The sequence below is a fragment of the Neobacillus sp. DHD-1R genome (assembly GCF_057747995.1).
In genome coordinates this window covers 3,376,148-3,391,984 of the sequence record NZ_CM173232.1, presented here as the reverse complement: position 1 = coordinate 3,391,984, position 15,837 = coordinate 3,376,148, and the positions used below count along the sequence as shown (strand labels likewise).

Sequence of the window (15,837 nt, the reverse complement as noted above, 5' to 3'; positions counted from 1 at the left end):
GGGGTGGGAATTTGGAAACTAATCACCAGTTAGCAACATTTGCCGGAGGCTGTTTTTGGTGTATGGTAAAGCCGTTCGATGAACAACCGGGGATTATTCGTGTTTTGTCAGGGTATACCGGTGGCAAAGTAGAAAATCCTACCTATCAGCAGGTCTGCTCAGATAGCACCGGACATTATGAAGCAGTACAAATTACCTTTGATCCGGACGTTTTTCCTTATGAAAAATTACTTGAATTATTTTGGCAGCAAATTGATCCAACTGACGCGGGCGGCCAGTTTTATGACCGCGGTCAATCCTACCAGACCGCAATCTTTTATCATAATGAAATCCAAAAACAGCTTGCTGAAGAATCAAAACAGGTTCTACAAGAAAGCGGCCGATTTGCCAAGCCGATTGTAACGCCAATCTTGCCGGCAAAACCTTTTTATCCGGCGGAAGAATATCATCAGCATTATTATAAGAAAAATCGTGCCCATTATGAGTCCTACCATGTCGGGTCAGGCCGTGCTGGATTTATCGAAAGTCATTGGGGGAATAAACATGGAAAATAAAGATTTGAAAAAGGAATTGTCACCCATTCAATATGAAGTAACGCAAAATAATGGCACAGAGCCTCCATTTAGAAATGAATATTGGAATGAAACGAGAGATGGAATTTATGTAGATATTGTTTCTGGAAAGCCGTTATTCAGTTCACTTGATAAATTTGATGCAGGCTGTGGCTGGCCAAGCTTTACGAAACCACTAGAAGACGAAGAAGTGATTGAGAAAGAGGATTATAGTCATTTTATGGTACGGACAGAGGTAAGAAGTAAGGCAGCCAATTCTCACTTGGGTCATGTCTTTAATGATGGACCCAATCCAACTGGATTGCGTTATTGTATTAACTCCGCTGCATTACGGTTTATACCGAAGGATCAGCTCGAGCAAGAAGGATACGGAGAATTTACCAAGCTGTTTGAAGCGAAATAAATAGAAAATATCAAAATAGGGTCTGACCACACAATCAACAATCCATCGATAACCGCTATTAGGAAAAGTTCAGCGATAGGTTGAAATTGTGGGGTCTGACCCTTTTTTTGAGGCATTCACATCATTTTTTCAATCTTTTACTTTCTGTTTAGAGGATGAAGTCATTCCGCCTGAAAGGACAAATTTCATCGAATCCTCGACCTTTACATCGATGACTTCCACTTGTTCCTTTGGAATTAAAAAAGTAAATCCAGCAACCTGGAATGTTTGGGGAATGTATACTGCGACATGGCCCTTTAAGGGACTATAAAAATCCTCTAATTGCTCCGAAGTTATAAATCCAATACTTCGCATTTCTGTGCCCGGAATAACCACCAATGCCACCTTAGAAAACGATTTTTTATCCCCAAGGAATGATTGTGCCGTATCCTTAATGACAGAGTATATTGTTTTGACAACGGGTATCTTTTCAAGCAGTCGATCAATTAATTTAATTAGTTTTCCGGTTACATATTTTGTAGACATCCAGCCTAGAATCGTAATTAAAATAATGGTTGTCAGTAAACCAATACCAGGAATGTAATCCTCTTGGAAATAGGGTTTTAGAAAATTACCCAACAAACCGTCTAAAAATAAAAAGGTTTTATAAATTACATAGATCACCAAAATAATTGGGACAATTGTTAAAATCCCGTTAATAAAATTCTTTAATACTGATTTCATCTTATCACCTACAAAAATTATCATCGTCTTTCATAATATAGGCGAATGCACATACAGGTCAAGCGTCTAGTTCATAAAGTAACATGGAAAAGAAACAAATTATCGAGGAGTGAATGTTTATGTATCATGGTTGCGGATATGGTGGATATGGTGGATATGGTGGATATGGTGGATTTGATGGATGCTGCGGTTATCCCGCATACCCTGTAGGTGGATGCGGGGTTGGTTTTGGCGGTTTTGGCGGCTTTGCGTTAATCGTCGTGTTGTTTATTTTATTAATTATTATCGGCGCAAGCTGGAACTTTTGATAACAAGAAAAAGGCTGACCCCTGGGGACAGCCTTTTTACTTGTATGGAATAACTAGTCAATAATTTAACCAATTGTAACCTTTTCCTTTGGATAATTGAATTTTTCCTTATTACCTTTGCCACGTAAAATAAGTAAACACGTTACAATCCCAACTCGACCAATGAACATGAGAATGATGATCAGGATTTCCCCAAATGTAGTTAAATTAGGTGTTAATCCCAAGGATAGTCCATTTGTACCAAAAGCGGAAGTAACTTCAAAAATGACTTCGAGAACGGTGCCTTGTTCGGTAATAGATAAAATGAGAATCGAACTTAAACACAGAAAGGCGCCTGTTGTTAGCACAATAAATGATTTAAGGATATCCTCGCTAAATAGTTCCCGTCTAAATATTTTGACCGTACTTTTTCCTTGTGCATAGAAAATGATGGCTAAAATAACAATGGCAAATGTGGTTGTCCTGATTCCGCCGCTTGCACTGCTCGGTGAGCCGCCAATAAACATTAATATCGACAGAAACAGCTGGTTGCTGGGTGTAAACTCATTGATATCCATTGTCGCTAATCCCGCACTTTTAGTTGTTGCCGAGTTGAATAGAGAATAAAAAAAGGATTCATGCCATGTCTTATTTACAAAAAAGTTTTGACTATCAAGAAGATAAATTAATAATGCCCCCACTATTGTTAGGATAACAAAGGTAATTGTGGTTAATCTTGTATATAAGGTAAAGTGAAATCTTTTCTTCCGCCGCAAGCTTAAAAAGAATTCATAAATCTCAATCATTACGGGAAACCCAATTGCCCCGACAATCATTAAAATAATAATGACAGTCTGGACAAAGTAGTCATTATTAAATGGATAAAGTGACTCACCGGTAATATCAAATCCGGCATTAGTGGTGGCACTTATGGAGGCAAAAAATCCATGCTTAAAGGCAGATAGGGGGGTATGGAAATACTTCATAAAGCAGAATCCTAGAATAATACCGCCAATAAATTCAAAGCTAATAAAAATAATTAAGATTCGCCTTGCCAGCTGCACAAGACCAGCGAGATTGGATTGATTCTGATCGATCATAATCAGCTGTCTTTCCCTCAATCCCACTTTTTTACCAAGCATAATCCAAAGAAAAGTACTTAAAGACATAACCCCAAGTCCACCCAATTGAAGGATTAGGCTTAACAAAAAAATCCCAAAATTACTAAAGGTATCCTTAATTGAAATAACACTTAGCCCGGTTACACTAATAGCACTTGCTGAGGTAAACATAGCATCGATAAAACTCAGTGAAACCCCTTCACGATGTGCAAGTGGTATTTTTAATAAAAGTGTAGAGATAATTAAAGCTGACAAATAAAAAATAACAATTAATTGTATCGTTGATAATTCTTTTGTTTTTAATTTAAGTTTTTTAATTGTGTCCATAGGGCCCTTTCCTTATGTAATCTACAGTCATTCTATAATAACTTTTAGAAAAAGTAAAAGAGACCGATGATTGATAAGGATTATTTCTTAGTCAGAGCTTTTCAAGATGATAGAATGAAAAACCTCTTCATATAATGAAGTAAGCCTATTGTTTAAGCAGAATAGATCACTATGCTCGGTGTTGGATAAAGACCGTGAACGAAGTAAGAATACATTCTGACTTTATTATGAAAGTGGTGTCTTTGTGGAAAATTCATTTCTCATAAAACCGATGCTTGATGAAAAATACCCGGTCATAGATTATGGCAAAGGGATTTATTTATTTGATATGGACGGAAAAAAATACCTTGATGCTGCATCTGGCGCGGTTACGGCAAATATTGGCCATGGTGTTTCTGAAATCATTGAAGCGATGCAGAAGCAAGCAAAAAAGGTTTCATTTGTGTATCGCTCCCAATTTACAAGTGAGGCGGCTGAAAATCTAGCCCAAAAAATAGCAGAATGGGCCCCTGGTGAGCTCAATTGGAGTTTTTTTGTTAACAGCGGTTCAGAAGCAACTGAGACGGCCATGAAAATGGCCATTCAATATTGGCAGGAACGGGGAGTACAAACAAAGACGAAGATCCTTTCAAGATGGGTTAGTTATCATGGTATTACATTAGGCGCACTTTCAATGTCTGGCCATCCTGGAAGAAGAGCCAGATTTGCTCCACTCTTAGAGGAGTTTCCTGTCATCAATCCCCCCTATTGCTACCGTTGTCCATATAATCTTGAGGCCCCAACCTGTGGATATATGTGTGCAAATGAATTGGACACAGCGATAAAGAGAATGGGGGCTGAGCAAATCGCAGCCTTTATAGCGGAGCCTGTGATCGGTGCGGCGGGAGGGGCGATTGCACCACCAAAGGATTATTTTAAAACGATCAAAAAAATCTGTGAAGAAAATGACATTCTTTTTATTGCCGATGAAGTGATGACAGGATTCGGACGGACAGGGACTATGCTTGCATGCGAGCAGTGGGATGTTGTTCCTGATATTGTGGCATTAGGTAAAGGAATGGGAGCAGGCTATGCCCCCATTGCTGCGGCGGTAGCGAGTGATAAGGTAATGGAACCAATTCTAGCGGGATCGAGGTCTGTCATGAGTGGGCACACCTTGAGTGCCAACCCTCAATCATGTGCAGTATCATTAGCCGTTCTCGAATACTTAGAAAAAAATAAGATTATGAAAGAAGTAGATTGTAAGGGCGTCTATTTGAAAAAACTCCTTGATAAATTAAAGAGGCAATTTTCATTAATCGGTGATGTTCGCGGTAAAGGATTATTACTTGGAATAGAGTTAGTCGAGGATCAAAACACAAAAGTACCCTTTCCAAGGAAGGCTAACATAACCCAGAAACTTGTGGGGCTTGCCCGAGAAAAAGGGCTGCTCGTATATCCTGCAGGAGCAGGGATTGACGGGATAAACGGTGACGCTATTATCATATCGCCGCCGTTAACCATTAGCAAAAGGGAGATTGAGATTCTCGTTTCTTTACTAAAAGACACCTTTACAGCTTTTTCAAACCAATTGAATTCAGGAACGGCGGGTGATCGCTAAATGGAAAATCCATTCGGTAAAGTTACCAGCTTACAAGCGGTAATGGAATTTTTTCATGATGGTATGACCTTAATGTTCGGTGGATTTGGCGGTGTGGGTACTCCCCCTACGATAATCGATGGGATAATAGAGAAAGATATCCGTGATATGACTTTAATTGGCAACGATACTGGTTTCCCTCATATTGGCATTGGTAAATTAGTTAGCAAAGGAAGAGCAAAGAAAGTGATTGCTTCTCATATTGGCTCAAACCCCATCGCGGGGCAGCTAATGCACGATGGAAAGCTGGAGGTAGAGTTTTCTCCGCAAGGGATCTTGGCAGAAAGAATTCGCGCCGGTGGTGTTGGTTTAGCGGCCATTTTATCAGATATCGGCCTTGATAATGACTTAGTCACAAAAAATAAACCACTTTTTTCTATCAGTGAAAAAACTTTTCTTGTGGAAACGGCCTTAACTGCAGAGGTTTCCATTGTATATGCCAAAAAGGCAGATGTGTACGGGAATTTAATTTATGACAAGAGTGCTCGCAACACCAATCCACTGGTAGCAATGGCAGGGGACATTACGATTGCTGAAGTAGAAGAAATTGTCCCAATGGGCAGTCTTGCGCCTGATGAAATCATTACGCCAGGAGTATTTGTAGATTATGTGATTGCCTCACAGGGGGTGAATTGGAAATGGGCATGGGCGTAGATTTTCGAAACCAAATGGCGAAGAGAGCAGCAGAGGAAATACAAAACGGAATGGTTGTGAACCTTGGTATCGGTATTCCATCACTTGTTCCAAACCACCTGTCAAAGGAGACAATGGTGATGTTTCATGCTGAAAATGGAATTACTGGAATGGGTCCGAGTCCTGTTAAAGGGGAAGAAGATGAGAATCTTTGCAATGCCGGCGGCTTTCCGGTCACATTAAACAATGGAGGCTCCTACTGTGATAGTGCCGTTGCCTTTGCGATGATTCGCAGAGGGAGGGTTGATATGACGATCTTAGGGTCTCTTCAGGTTAGTCAACAAGGCGACCTTGCCAATTGGATTGTTCCTGGGAAAAAGGTTCCTGGCATGGGGGGAGCGATGGAGCTTGCCCAAAAAGCTAACAAGGTTGTTGTCGTCATGAATCATACCGATAAACATGGCAATCCGAAAATTGTTACTAGCTGTACATTACCATTAACATCCTCCCGATGCGTTGACCTTATTATCACCGAATTGGCTGTCTTTAAGATATCCGAGGAGGGCTTGCATTTAACTGAACTGTTTGCACCATACCACTTAGCAGAGGTGGTAAATAAAACGGGATGTGCATTTACCATTAATGAAAAGGTGCGGAAGATTCCCTATTAAGCTTCTTGAGGAGTGAAGCATTTGAAAAAATATGAAACTCAAATAAGTCAATGGATAAAAGAAAATCGAGCTCGTGCAGCAAGATTTCTCCAATTACTTGTCCGAGAAAAAAGCACAAGAGGAAACGAAAGCAGTACACAAGCAATTGTGATTGAAAAATGCCGTCAACTCGGCTTAGCACTAGATATTTGGGAAATTGACGGTATTGAACTAAAAAATCATCCGGCATATTGTTGTGACCGCCAAAGCTTTGAAGGTAATCCAAACTTAGTAGCGGTACTTAAAGGCAATGGGGGTGGAAAATCTATCATATTAAATGGCCACATTGATGTGGTTCCAGTAGGGGATGGTGCAAGTTGGAAATGTGATCCATTCAGTGGAACCATTGAGTGCGGCAAACTTTATGGCAGGGGTGCAACCGATATGAAGGGCGGTAATGCGGCCCTTTTAATGGCAATAGAAGCAATTACTGCTAGTGGAATAAAACTTAAAGGGGATGTTATTTTTCAAAGTGTAATAGAAGAAGAAAGCGGTGGTGCAGGTACTCTTGCGGCCGTTTTACGAGGGTATCATGCTGATGGGGCCATTATTCCTGAACCAACCAATCTGAAGATCTTCCCAAAGCAGCAGGGTTCGATGTGGTTTAGGATAACTGTACATGGTAAAGCGGCACATGGGGGAACGAGATACGAAGGGGTGAGTGCCATTGAAAAATCACTTCTTGTGATTCAAAGATTACAACAATTAGAGAAAGATCGTAATGCCAAGATTACAGACCCTCTTTTTGAAAAAATTCCGATCCCCATCCCAATCAATATAGGAAAGATGACAAGTGGAGAATGGCCGTCATCGGTTCCTGACCGCGCCATTATTGAAGGAAGGATGGGTGTGTCGCCGGAAGAAACAATTATGGAAGCACAGCAGGAAATGGAAAATTGCTTGAGAGAATGGCAAGAAAAAGATGTCTGGCTCAAGGAACATCCCTTAAAACTTGAGTGGTTTGGGGGCAGATGGCAGCCGGGGAGTCTTGATAGTGACCATCCATTGATGAACGAACTGACACAAAGCTTCATTGAAGTGAAGGGCAAAGCTCCTGTTATTGAAGCCAGTCCATGGGGAACAGACGGCGGAATTCTTTCCACTATAGGAAATACCCCCGTTGTCGTATTCGGTCCTGGAATAACCGAAATAGCTCATGATGCAAATGAACACATTATCCTTGAGGATCTGTTTGCGGCAAGTGAAATCATTGCTTTAACACTTCTCAAATGGTGCGAAATTGCCGAGTAAGTCCCGGTTATGACCTGTTTTTGTCAAGAATTGCTATAATAGAGTTATAGCATGAATTGAGGAGGCTTAAAACATTGAAACAGTTACTTTGGATTAACGGTGATTACCGCTCCACATCTAAATTTGTAGAATTGAAAAACCCTTATAACTTGGAAACGATTGCCCATATTGCTGTAGCAGAACGAGATGATGTATTGGCTGCCATTTCGTCTGCTCAACAAGCTGCAACGTTAATGAAAGAGCTGCCTGCATATCAAAGAGCTGAAATTTTGGAAAAAGTGGCAGGATATTTACGTGAAGAACGAGAAGAATGTGCTAAGCTGATTTCACAAGAAGCGGCAAAACCCTTGAGAGCGGCTAGAATGGAAGTAGATCGGACCATTATGACCTACACCTTTGCAGCGCATGAAGCAAGGCGGATTCATGGAGAAACGGTCCCAATGGATGCCGCACCAGGCGGTGATGGGAGACTTGCTTTTACTTGTAGAGAACCACTTGGCGTGATTGCAGCCATTACACCGTTTAATTTCCCTATGAATCTCGTTGCTCATAAAGTCGGCCCAGCGATTGCCGCAGGAAATACTGTTGTCATAAAACCTGCAAGCCAGACACCATTGTCCGCATACAAAATCGCCGATTTCTTCCATAAAGCAGGCTTGCCTGCAGGTGCCTTAAATGTTGTAACAGGCAGTGGGCGTGCTGTTGGGGACGTGTTGATGAACGATGAAAGAATAAAAATGATTACCTTCACCGGCAGCCCGGAAGTGGGAAAATATATCCGTGAAAATTCTGGTCTAAAGCGGGTAACATTGGAATTAGGCTCCAATTCTGCCCTCATTGTCGACGAAGGAGTAAGTCTGGAAAAAATCATTCCTAGGATTGTAACGGGTGCCTATACTTACCAAGGGCAGGTGTGCATTAGTATTCAACGGGTGTTTGTCCATGAGAAGATCATGGAAACGTTTGTGGAACAGTTTGTGGCTGAGACGAAAAAGTTAAAAACAGGCAATCCTTTAGACGAAGACACCGATATTTCGGCTTTAATTACAAGAGATGACGTAGACCGCACGAAAGCATGGGTGGACGAAGCTGTTACAGCGGGAGCTGCATTGTCATTGGGTGGTAATTATTTGGAAGGTATTTTCCAGCCGACTGTCCTTGTGGATGTCCCTTTAACTGAAAAGGTCTCATGTGAGGAGATTTTTGCTCCGGTTGTTCATATCAATCGTTTTAGCACAATCGAAGAAGCGATTGAACGTGTGAATGATTCCAAATATGGCCTTCAAGCGGGCATCTTTACAAATGATATCCATCACGGCCTTCATGCCGCAAAAAAACTAGAAGTGGGCGGTGTCATGATCAACGATATACCAACTTTTCGTGTTGATCAAATGCCATATGGCGGTGTGAAGCAAAGCGGTATGGGACGAGAAGGTATCAAGTATGCAGTCGAAGAAATGACCGAGCTTAAGTTAATTAGTTTTAAGCTGGAGTAATCAAGAAGAGAATGTCTCAAAAGTGTAGGACCTCACGTTAACACTCAATAAATAGTCGCCTATTTGGGAAATTCAGCGATATGTTGAGGTTGTGGGGTCTGACCCCTAGTTTTAGACAGCCTTTTTTAAGGATAATGGAATGGAGTGACCGAACATGAACCAAACCGCGTCAACCATTTTTTTAGAAGAAAGCGGCTATTTTCTGGAAACTTTTCTAGACCCCTTTAATAAAAGAATACGGGTTGATGATTATCGAGGAAACATAAAATTCATGTTAAATAAAATAGAGGAGCTTGTCCAGCAGTATCAAGCAGAAAAACTCATTATAAAAGGCAGGGGTAAAGATTTTTTAACGTTTTTGGAAGCAGGTTTACAGCCTGAGGCGGTCGTTGATCGCTATTTCCTTGGCTCTGATGCTTACTTTTTTTCTAAATTTTACATACCGGAGCGCAAAAAAAATGATCATTGGATAACAGAAGACGGAATGATTCATAGTATTTATCAATTAGAATCCTCAATGAAAAATACACGTCTCCCGATGGAATATGAATTGAGTAAGGTCGATGAAAGTAGGGCTGTCGAACTATCTGCCTTATATAAACAAGTTTTTGAAATCTATCCAACTCCATTAAATGACCCGGAATATATCAAGAAAACAATAAAGGACGGGACCATTTATTATGTTTTTACCTATCATGGGAAAATCGTCAGTGCCGCGTCTGCTGAAGTCAATCTGTTTTATAAAAATGCGGAATTAACCGATTGTGCAACTATTCCCGAACACAGGAAATATGGACTGATGAAGATTCTCCTTCAGGAACTTGAAAAGGAATTAAGGAAAAACGGCATCTTTTGTGCCTATTCAATTGCTAGGGCATTGTCCTTCGGCATGAATGCAGCGTTATTTCAGTTAGGGTACGAATATCGAGGCAGAATGATGAATAATTGCTATATATATGACAAACTTGAAAATATGAATATGTGGGTTAAGAATCTGGCAAACTGCTAAAATTTCGGCTCGGTGTGCCTATTTTTCGGCTCCTAATTACCGGCAGAAAGGCAGGTGAATAATGTGGCTCAATTAATGGCATTAACACAAGAAGTATTGACAGCGATTCTGAAAAGCATTGATGAAGGAATACATGTAGTTAATACCGAAGGAAAGACCATTTTTTATAATGAAGTCGCCGCCAAGCATGATGGAATGGATGTATGGGAGGTACAAGGTAAGCATTTGATAGACGCATTCCCCTCTCTTACGGAAGAGTCGAGCACCCTTTTGAAAGTGATTAAAACGGGGAAACCCATTTACAATCAAACACAGGTATATGTGAATATTCATGGGGCAAGGATTGACACCATCAATACAACCCTGCCTATTTTTCTAGGAGCTGAAATCATTGGCGCCGTGGAAATTGCAAAAGATTATTCGCGGATGAAGCTGCTGGCGGAAAGATTATTAGATTTGCAAAAAGGCTTTCATAAAAGCAATAACAAAAAGGTATCAAAACAAGTAAACTTTACCCTAAGTGATTTGAGGACGGTGAATTCTTCCTTTTTGAATATAAAAGCGGAAGCAAGAAAGCTGGCAAAATCAGATTCTCCGATTCTTGTTTATGGTGAATCTGGAACGGGGAAGGAGCTATTTGTTCAAGGCATTCATCATGAATCCCTTCGATCGAACGGTGCCTTCATTGCACAGAACTGTGCGGCTATCCCTGAAACCTTGCTCGAAAGTATCCTGTTCGGGACAGCCAAGGGGAGTTATACTGGGGCAGTGGATCGGAAAGGGCTATTTGAACTAGCAGACGGAGGCACGCTTTTTCTTGATGAACTACATACCATGCCCATGGAACTTCAGCCAAAGCTGTTAAGAGTGTTAGAGGACGGAATGGTTCGCAGGGTCGGAAGCTCGCAAAATATTGCCGTAAATGTGCGAGTCATTGCAGCCATGAATGTCCACCCCACAAAAGCCCTTCAAGACCAGCTGCTTCGGAATGACCTTTATTACCGATTAAATGTATTTACCTTTTCTCTCCTGCCATTAAGGGATCGCAAAGAGGATATATTGTTTTTAACAGATTACTTTATTCAAGAGTATAATCAAAGACTTAAAAAGGATATTATAGGGCTGGAATCCACACTCGAGTTATTCTTTATTGACTATCAATGGCCTGGAAATGTCCGTGAACTTAAACATACGATTGAATATATGATGAATGTATGTGAAGGAGAGCAATTGCAGCTGGACGATTTACCCGTCATGTTAAGGCAGTATCGCACTCAATCAAAAGGTAAAAGTAACCCGCCTGACAGCCTATCGTTAAGAAAAAATCTCGATGAGGTAGAAAAAAGACTTATATTGAAGGCGCTTGACATCAGTAAGGGGAATATCCAACAGGCTGCCAAGCTGCTAGAGATTCCTAGGCAAACACTGCAATATAAGCTAAAGAAAACCTTTGAATGAGCCGCCGGTTTTTCGGCGGTATTTTAATTAATTAGATTTTATAAATGAAATTCTTCAAGTAAATCAACTCTAAAAGGCCTTTTTAAAATTTGGCACATTTCTTGCATATGTTTTAATGAAGCAAGATTGGAGGAATTTACTATGAAACCCTTTTTATATAAACCAAACCGGCATTGGAAGGATATAGAGCTATGGAAGGATATTTCGGAGGAACAATGGAATGATTGGCTTTGGCAATTAACAAATACGATAAGGACCTTAGAGGATTTAAAAAAGGTAATAAACCTAACTCCCGATGAAGAAGAGGGGGTAAGAATCTCAACAAAAACCATTCCTTTAAATATTACACCATACTATGCCTCCTTAATGAACCCTGACGATCCACGCTGCCCAATTAGAATGCAATCCGTACCAATTTCAAAGGAAATGTATAAAACAAAATATGACCTTGAAGACCCATTGTATGAGGATGAGGATTCTCCAGTACCAGGACTGACCCATCGCTACCCTGATCGAGTGCTTTTCCTAGTTACCAATCAATGTTCTATGTACTGCCGCTATTGTACACGAAGACGTTTTTCAGGACAGATTGGCATGGGGGTGCCAAAAAAACAGCTTGATGCCGCCATCTCCTATATTAGGGAAACACCTGAGGTTCGCGATGTGTTAATATCCGGGGGAGACGGTCTGTTAATTAATGATAATATTTTGGAATATATTTTAAAAAATTTGCGGGAAATTGATCATGTTGAAATAATTCGGATCGGTACTAGGGCACCGGTCGTATTTCCACAGCGCATAACAGAAAATCTTTGCGATATTTTAAAGAAATATCATCCCATTTGGTTAAATACGCACTTTAATACGTCAATTGAAATTACCGAGGACTCCAAAAGGGCGTGTGAAATGCTTGCTAATGCCGGTGTACCGGTAGGAAATCAGTCTGTTATTTTAGCCGGAATTAATGACAGTGTCCCAATCATGAAACGGCTGATGCATGACCTCGTCAAAATTCGAGTCCGTCCATACTATATTTATCAATGTGATCTATCAGAAGGAATCGGCCATTTCCGTGCACCTGTTTCGAAGGGACTCGAAATTATTGAAGGACTGCGTGGACATACAAGTGGCTATGCAGTCCCAACCTTTGTCGTGGATGCCCCTGGCGGCGGTGGGAAAATTGCCTTACAGCCGAACTATTTAATTTCTCAAAGTCCAGAAAAGGTCGTCCTCCGCAACTTTGAAGGGGTGATTACATCCTATCCTGAGCCGGAAAACTATATCCCCGGCAGAGCAGATGGATATTTTGAAGAAGTGTACCCTGATATAGCAAATAAAAAATCATTAGCCGGGATTGCAGGTATCATGAATGATCAACATTTTAATCTTGTCCCAGAAGGGTTAACAAGGCTTAATCGCCGTAAGGAATATTATCAAGATCCCGGACATTCTTCATTAAAGGATAAGCGAAGTAAACGGGATGAGTTAAAGGATAAGAAATTTAAAGCTTTAACGGAGAAAGAAAAGGGAAACCAAAACACAGAAGATAAAAGCAATCCAACGGAGTCGGTAAAGGAATAGGGGCGGATAAAGTGAAAATAGAATGTGAATGGTGCAACGGTACTCGCGTAGAACAAACAGTGGATTCCGTCTTCTGGGAATTACCAGACGGCTCTCGTGCAATTGAAATTGTTACAACACCCACATGTCACTGCCATGATTGTGACATGGTTTATCAAAGCGAAGTTATTGTTAAAGAAATAGAAAACCAGTTGTTTTTAATTGATTGTAAGCAAATTGGAAAAGTTATTTCCTTTGAGGAGTTAATGAAGATTCCTCGATTATTGAAAAAGAATTACTTTGATTTTTCATCTTAACCAGAAATTTAAAGGGGTGACCTCACATTCAATCTCAATAGTTTGGCGTATTACAAATAGTCCAAACATAGGTTGAGTTGTGAGGTCTGACCTTGTGTTTGGGATATTCTTTTCCAATGTCTATTGTAAAACTGGACGAGACTATAAGTATCCGTTATAGTATTTTTAAGAAAATGAGGATTCCAAATTGGTTAAGAAAGGCGTTTAGGTATGAGAAAATCTTTTTATCATTTTTTAATGAAATATAGACACCCTGAACCAAAGGATGCCATTAGTACATTTGCTAACGATGCGTTTTTAGATCATGGATTTCCAAAGATATCCTATGATTACCATGAGATCAGTACATATCTGGAACTGAATGGACAATATTTAAAATCTATGACTGTTTTTGATGAAGCCTGGCAGGAATATATCATTTCAGAAAGCTAAATATCGCTATACCATGTCATCGCCTCGAAGCAACGAGGCGATTTTTTCATTTTTTAAAAGACGTGCCCGATATCTTAATTGGTGCATATACTATTGTAATCGAAATTTACGACTAATCCATTTGAGGGGATGGGAGGACATGGCAAAAAGAAAAAAACCGAAGTATAAGATTGGTGATACGGTCGTGATTACCATTTATGGTACGGTCGGAAAAATAACAGATATTATTTTTCTAATTTTATTCGATTTAAAGCTGAAATGTTTTTATATTACATAGGGGTGGGGCGAAAAAAATGGCATTGGCTGCAATATACTTACGGTTATCAAGAAATGAGGAGCAATTGGATATTGAAGAAATATTAATAAGCCATCGAAATGCACTGGTTAAACTGGCTAACCAACATAAATTAACATTTGACATATATCAAGAAATATCAAGTGGGGTTAACACTGAAAGACCGGAATTGAATAAATTGCTTAAAAAGTTAGATGAATACGATTATCTTTTAGTCATGGATATAGACCGAATTTCCCGTGACAATGCATATGCTGAACATGTCAAAACAATGTTAATTGCACATGACATTAAACTCCTGACACCACAAGGGGCAATTGATCTTACTCAAGAAAGTAATGAAATGCTTTATTCATTCCAAGCAATGTTAGCAAACTTTGAATATAAGCAAATTCGTAAGCGTTTGGGTAGAGGGCGTTTGGCCGCCGCAGAGCAGGGAAGATGGACAATGAGTAATAAGACACCATTGGGTTATGAAAAAGACGATAATCAACGATTAGTCATAGTTGAAGAGGAAGCAAAAATCATCAGGCATATATTCGAAAAAACTTTAGAACGGGTTAGCGCGAATGAAATTGCCAAACAATTAGATACGCTGGGGTGGAGAAGCAGGAGTGGAAAAGTTTTAACCACTTCTCATATTTCAACAGCAAGAAGAAATGTTGTTTATTATGGTGTAGTCAAAGCTTGCAGACGAGTGAACGGTAGAGTGGTTGATCAAGTATTTGTTGAAAATGCCCACGAACCAGTTATTCCAAAGCAGCAATGGTTAGAAGTTCAGAAAATATTGGATGAAAATAAAACTGGTCATTTTTTTAATAAAAAGAAAGCATCAAGGAGACTGCAAAACCTAATTTATTGTAACTGCTGTGGAAGAAAACGATACATCCAAGCGGATGGGGCCGGCACTGATTTTATTAAATCTTGTTTTTATAAAATAAGCAATAACACTTGCAGGGATAAAGGACATAAGTATCTTCAGGTAGAGGATTATGTAATAAAAAAGATAAAAGATAAAAAGGAAGATTTTGAAAAATCATTAGCAAAATTAAAATCCCTTGATACGATTGATGAAGAAAATAAGTTAACAAACCAGAAAGAATCAATGGAGAAGCAATTAGAACGATTTGAAAAGAGACAAAGAAATTTAACGATTATGAGGGCGGATGGAGAAATAAGTAAAAGTGAATTTCTTGAACTGACTGAAGAAAACGATGGACAAATCCAACAAGTTATCCAACAGATTGAATTAATTAACATCCAATTAGAAAACCTGATTCATACTGATAAAGAACAACAACGTTTAGAACAAATAATTCAAATGTTAACTAGGATAGAGACACTCGATCCAGAAGATTGTAATACTTTCCTTAAAACATTTATTAAGAGAATTTGGTTCTCGACGAATGAAATAACAAATCATAATACAAAAAAAGAAGCATCAGAAGTCACGATTGAAATTGAATGGCTTTAAATAGATGGCTGATCCTTTTTTGTAAAGAACTTTGTTAAAAAATTTGAACCTTATCCTTAATTGTGAAGAAAATATGAAAGTCTAACAAATAGGCTTTACATTTTTTTTTTGCGTTTTATAATACCCTTAT

The 15,837-nt window shown here is 39.6% G+C and carries 17 protein-coding genes; 15 read left to right on the top strand and 2 right to left on the bottom strand.

All coding sequences use genetic code 11. The annotated features are described in order from the left end of the window. The first annotated feature begins 62 nt into the window (after nt 1–62). Nucleotides 63–554, top strand: coding sequence for a peptide-methionine (S)-S-oxide reductase MsrA (msrA, locus tag AC3ANL_RS16600; RefSeq protein ID WP_488329753.1), 492 nt, complete (start codon nt 63–65; stop codon nt 552–554). Then, nucleotides 544–975: a peptide-methionine (R)-S-oxide reductase MsrB gene (msrB, locus tag AC3ANL_RS16595; protein ID WP_488325515.1), complete on the top strand. Its 432-nt coding sequence runs from the start codon at nt 544–546 to the stop codon at nt 973–975. Before msrA ends, msrB begins: the two co-directional genes overlap by 11 nt. Before the next feature lie 129 nt (nt 976–1,104). On the opposite strand, the gene AC3ANL_RS16590 is transcribed toward msrB, so the two are convergent. Beyond that, on the bottom strand, nt 1,105–1,698 hold the full coding sequence (locus AC3ANL_RS16590; RefSeq protein ID WP_488325514.1) for a DUF502 domain-containing protein: 594 nt from the start codon (nt 1,696–1,698) through the stop codon (nt 1,105–1,107). Between the two features lie 113 nt (nt 1,699–1,811). Between AC3ANL_RS16590 and AC3ANL_RS16585 the strand changes: the two genes are divergently transcribed. Beyond that, nucleotides 1,812–2,006: a YjcZ family sporulation protein gene (locus AC3ANL_RS16585; RefSeq protein WP_488325513.1), complete on the top strand. Its 195-nt coding sequence runs from the start codon at nt 1,812–1,814 to the stop codon at nt 2,004–2,006. A 65-nt stretch (nt 2,007–2,071) separates the two neighbouring features. On the opposite strand, the gene AC3ANL_RS16580 is transcribed toward AC3ANL_RS16585, so the two are convergent. Continuing rightward, complete coding sequence (locus AC3ANL_RS16580) at nt 2,072–3,424, bottom strand: TrkH family potassium uptake protein (RefSeq protein ID WP_488329752.1); 1,353 nt, start codon at nt 3,422–3,424, stop codon at nt 2,072–2,074. Nucleotides 3,425–3,677: 253 nt separating this feature from the next. Between AC3ANL_RS16580 and AC3ANL_RS16575 the strand changes: the two genes are divergently transcribed. From AC3ANL_RS16575 to AC3ANL_RS16520, 12 genes are all read left to right on the top strand, one after another. Then, nucleotides 3,678–5,033: an aspartate aminotransferase family protein gene (locus tag AC3ANL_RS16575; protein WP_488325512.1), complete on the top strand. Its 1,356-nt coding sequence runs from the start codon at nt 3,678–3,680 to the stop codon at nt 5,031–5,033. After that, complete coding sequence (locus tag AC3ANL_RS16570; protein ID WP_488325511.1) at nt 5,034–5,726, top strand: CoA transferase subunit A; 693 nt, start codon at nt 5,034–5,036, stop codon at nt 5,724–5,726. Then, nucleotides 5,711–6,376 carry a 3-oxoacid CoA-transferase subunit B gene (locus AC3ANL_RS16565; RefSeq protein WP_488325510.1) on the top strand — a complete coding sequence of 222 codons (666 nt, stop codon included), beginning with the start codon at nt 5,711–5,713 and terminating at the stop codon, nt 6,374–6,376. The genes AC3ANL_RS16570 and AC3ANL_RS16565 overlap by 16 nt, the downstream gene beginning before the upstream one ends. A gap of 21 nt (nt 6,377–6,397) precedes the next feature. Beyond that, nucleotides 6,398–7,666 (top strand): peptidase, encoded by a 1,269-nt coding sequence (locus tag AC3ANL_RS16560; RefSeq protein WP_488325509.1) that lies wholly within the window; start codon nt 6,398–6,400, stop codon nt 7,664–7,666. A 74-nt stretch (nt 7,667–7,740) separates the two neighbouring features. Beyond that, nucleotides 7,741–9,162, top strand: a complete 1,422-nt coding sequence (locus AC3ANL_RS16555) for an aldehyde dehydrogenase family protein (RefSeq protein WP_488325508.1) — start codon at nt 7,741–7,743, stop codon at nt 9,160–9,162. Between the two features lie 154 nt (nt 9,163–9,316). Next, on the top strand, nt 9,317–10,171 hold the full coding sequence (ablB, locus tag AC3ANL_RS16550) for a putative beta-lysine N-acetyltransferase (RefSeq protein ID WP_488325507.1): 855 nt from the start codon (nt 9,317–9,319) through the stop codon (nt 10,169–10,171). A gap of 63 nt (nt 10,172–10,234) precedes the next feature. Further along, complete coding sequence (locus tag AC3ANL_RS16545) at nt 10,235–11,629, top strand: sigma-54 interaction domain-containing protein (RefSeq protein ID WP_488325506.1); 1,395 nt, start codon at nt 10,235–10,237, stop codon at nt 11,627–11,629. A gap of 141 nt (nt 11,630–11,770) precedes the next feature. Then, nucleotides 11,771–13,210 carry a lysine 2,3-aminomutase gene (kamA, locus tag AC3ANL_RS16540; protein ID WP_488325505.1) on the top strand — a complete coding sequence of 480 codons (1,440 nt, stop codon included), beginning with the start codon at nt 11,771–11,773 and terminating at the stop codon, nt 13,208–13,210. A gap of 11 nt (nt 13,211–13,221) precedes the next feature. Further along, entirely contained in the window at nt 13,222–13,506 is a 285-nt protein-coding gene (locus AC3ANL_RS16535) for a YokU family protein (protein WP_488325504.1), read from the top strand. 210 nt (nt 13,507–13,716) lie between these two features. After that, the gene (locus tag AC3ANL_RS16530) at nt 13,717–13,938 is read left to right on the top strand and encodes a YozE family protein (RefSeq protein ID WP_488325503.1); all 222 of its coding nucleotides are present in this window, start codon (nt 13,717–13,719) and stop codon (nt 13,936–13,938) included. Between the two features lie 139 nt (nt 13,939–14,077). After that, on the top strand, nt 14,078–14,215 hold the full coding sequence (locus AC3ANL_RS16525) for a hypothetical protein (protein WP_488325502.1): 138 nt from the start codon (nt 14,078–14,080) through the stop codon (nt 14,213–14,215). Between the two features lie 16 nt (nt 14,216–14,231). Continuing rightward, nucleotides 14,232–15,707, top strand: coding sequence for a recombinase family protein (locus AC3ANL_RS16520; RefSeq protein ID WP_488325501.1), 1,476 nt, complete (start codon nt 14,232–14,234; stop codon nt 15,705–15,707). Nucleotides 15,708–15,837: the final 130 nt, after the last annotated feature.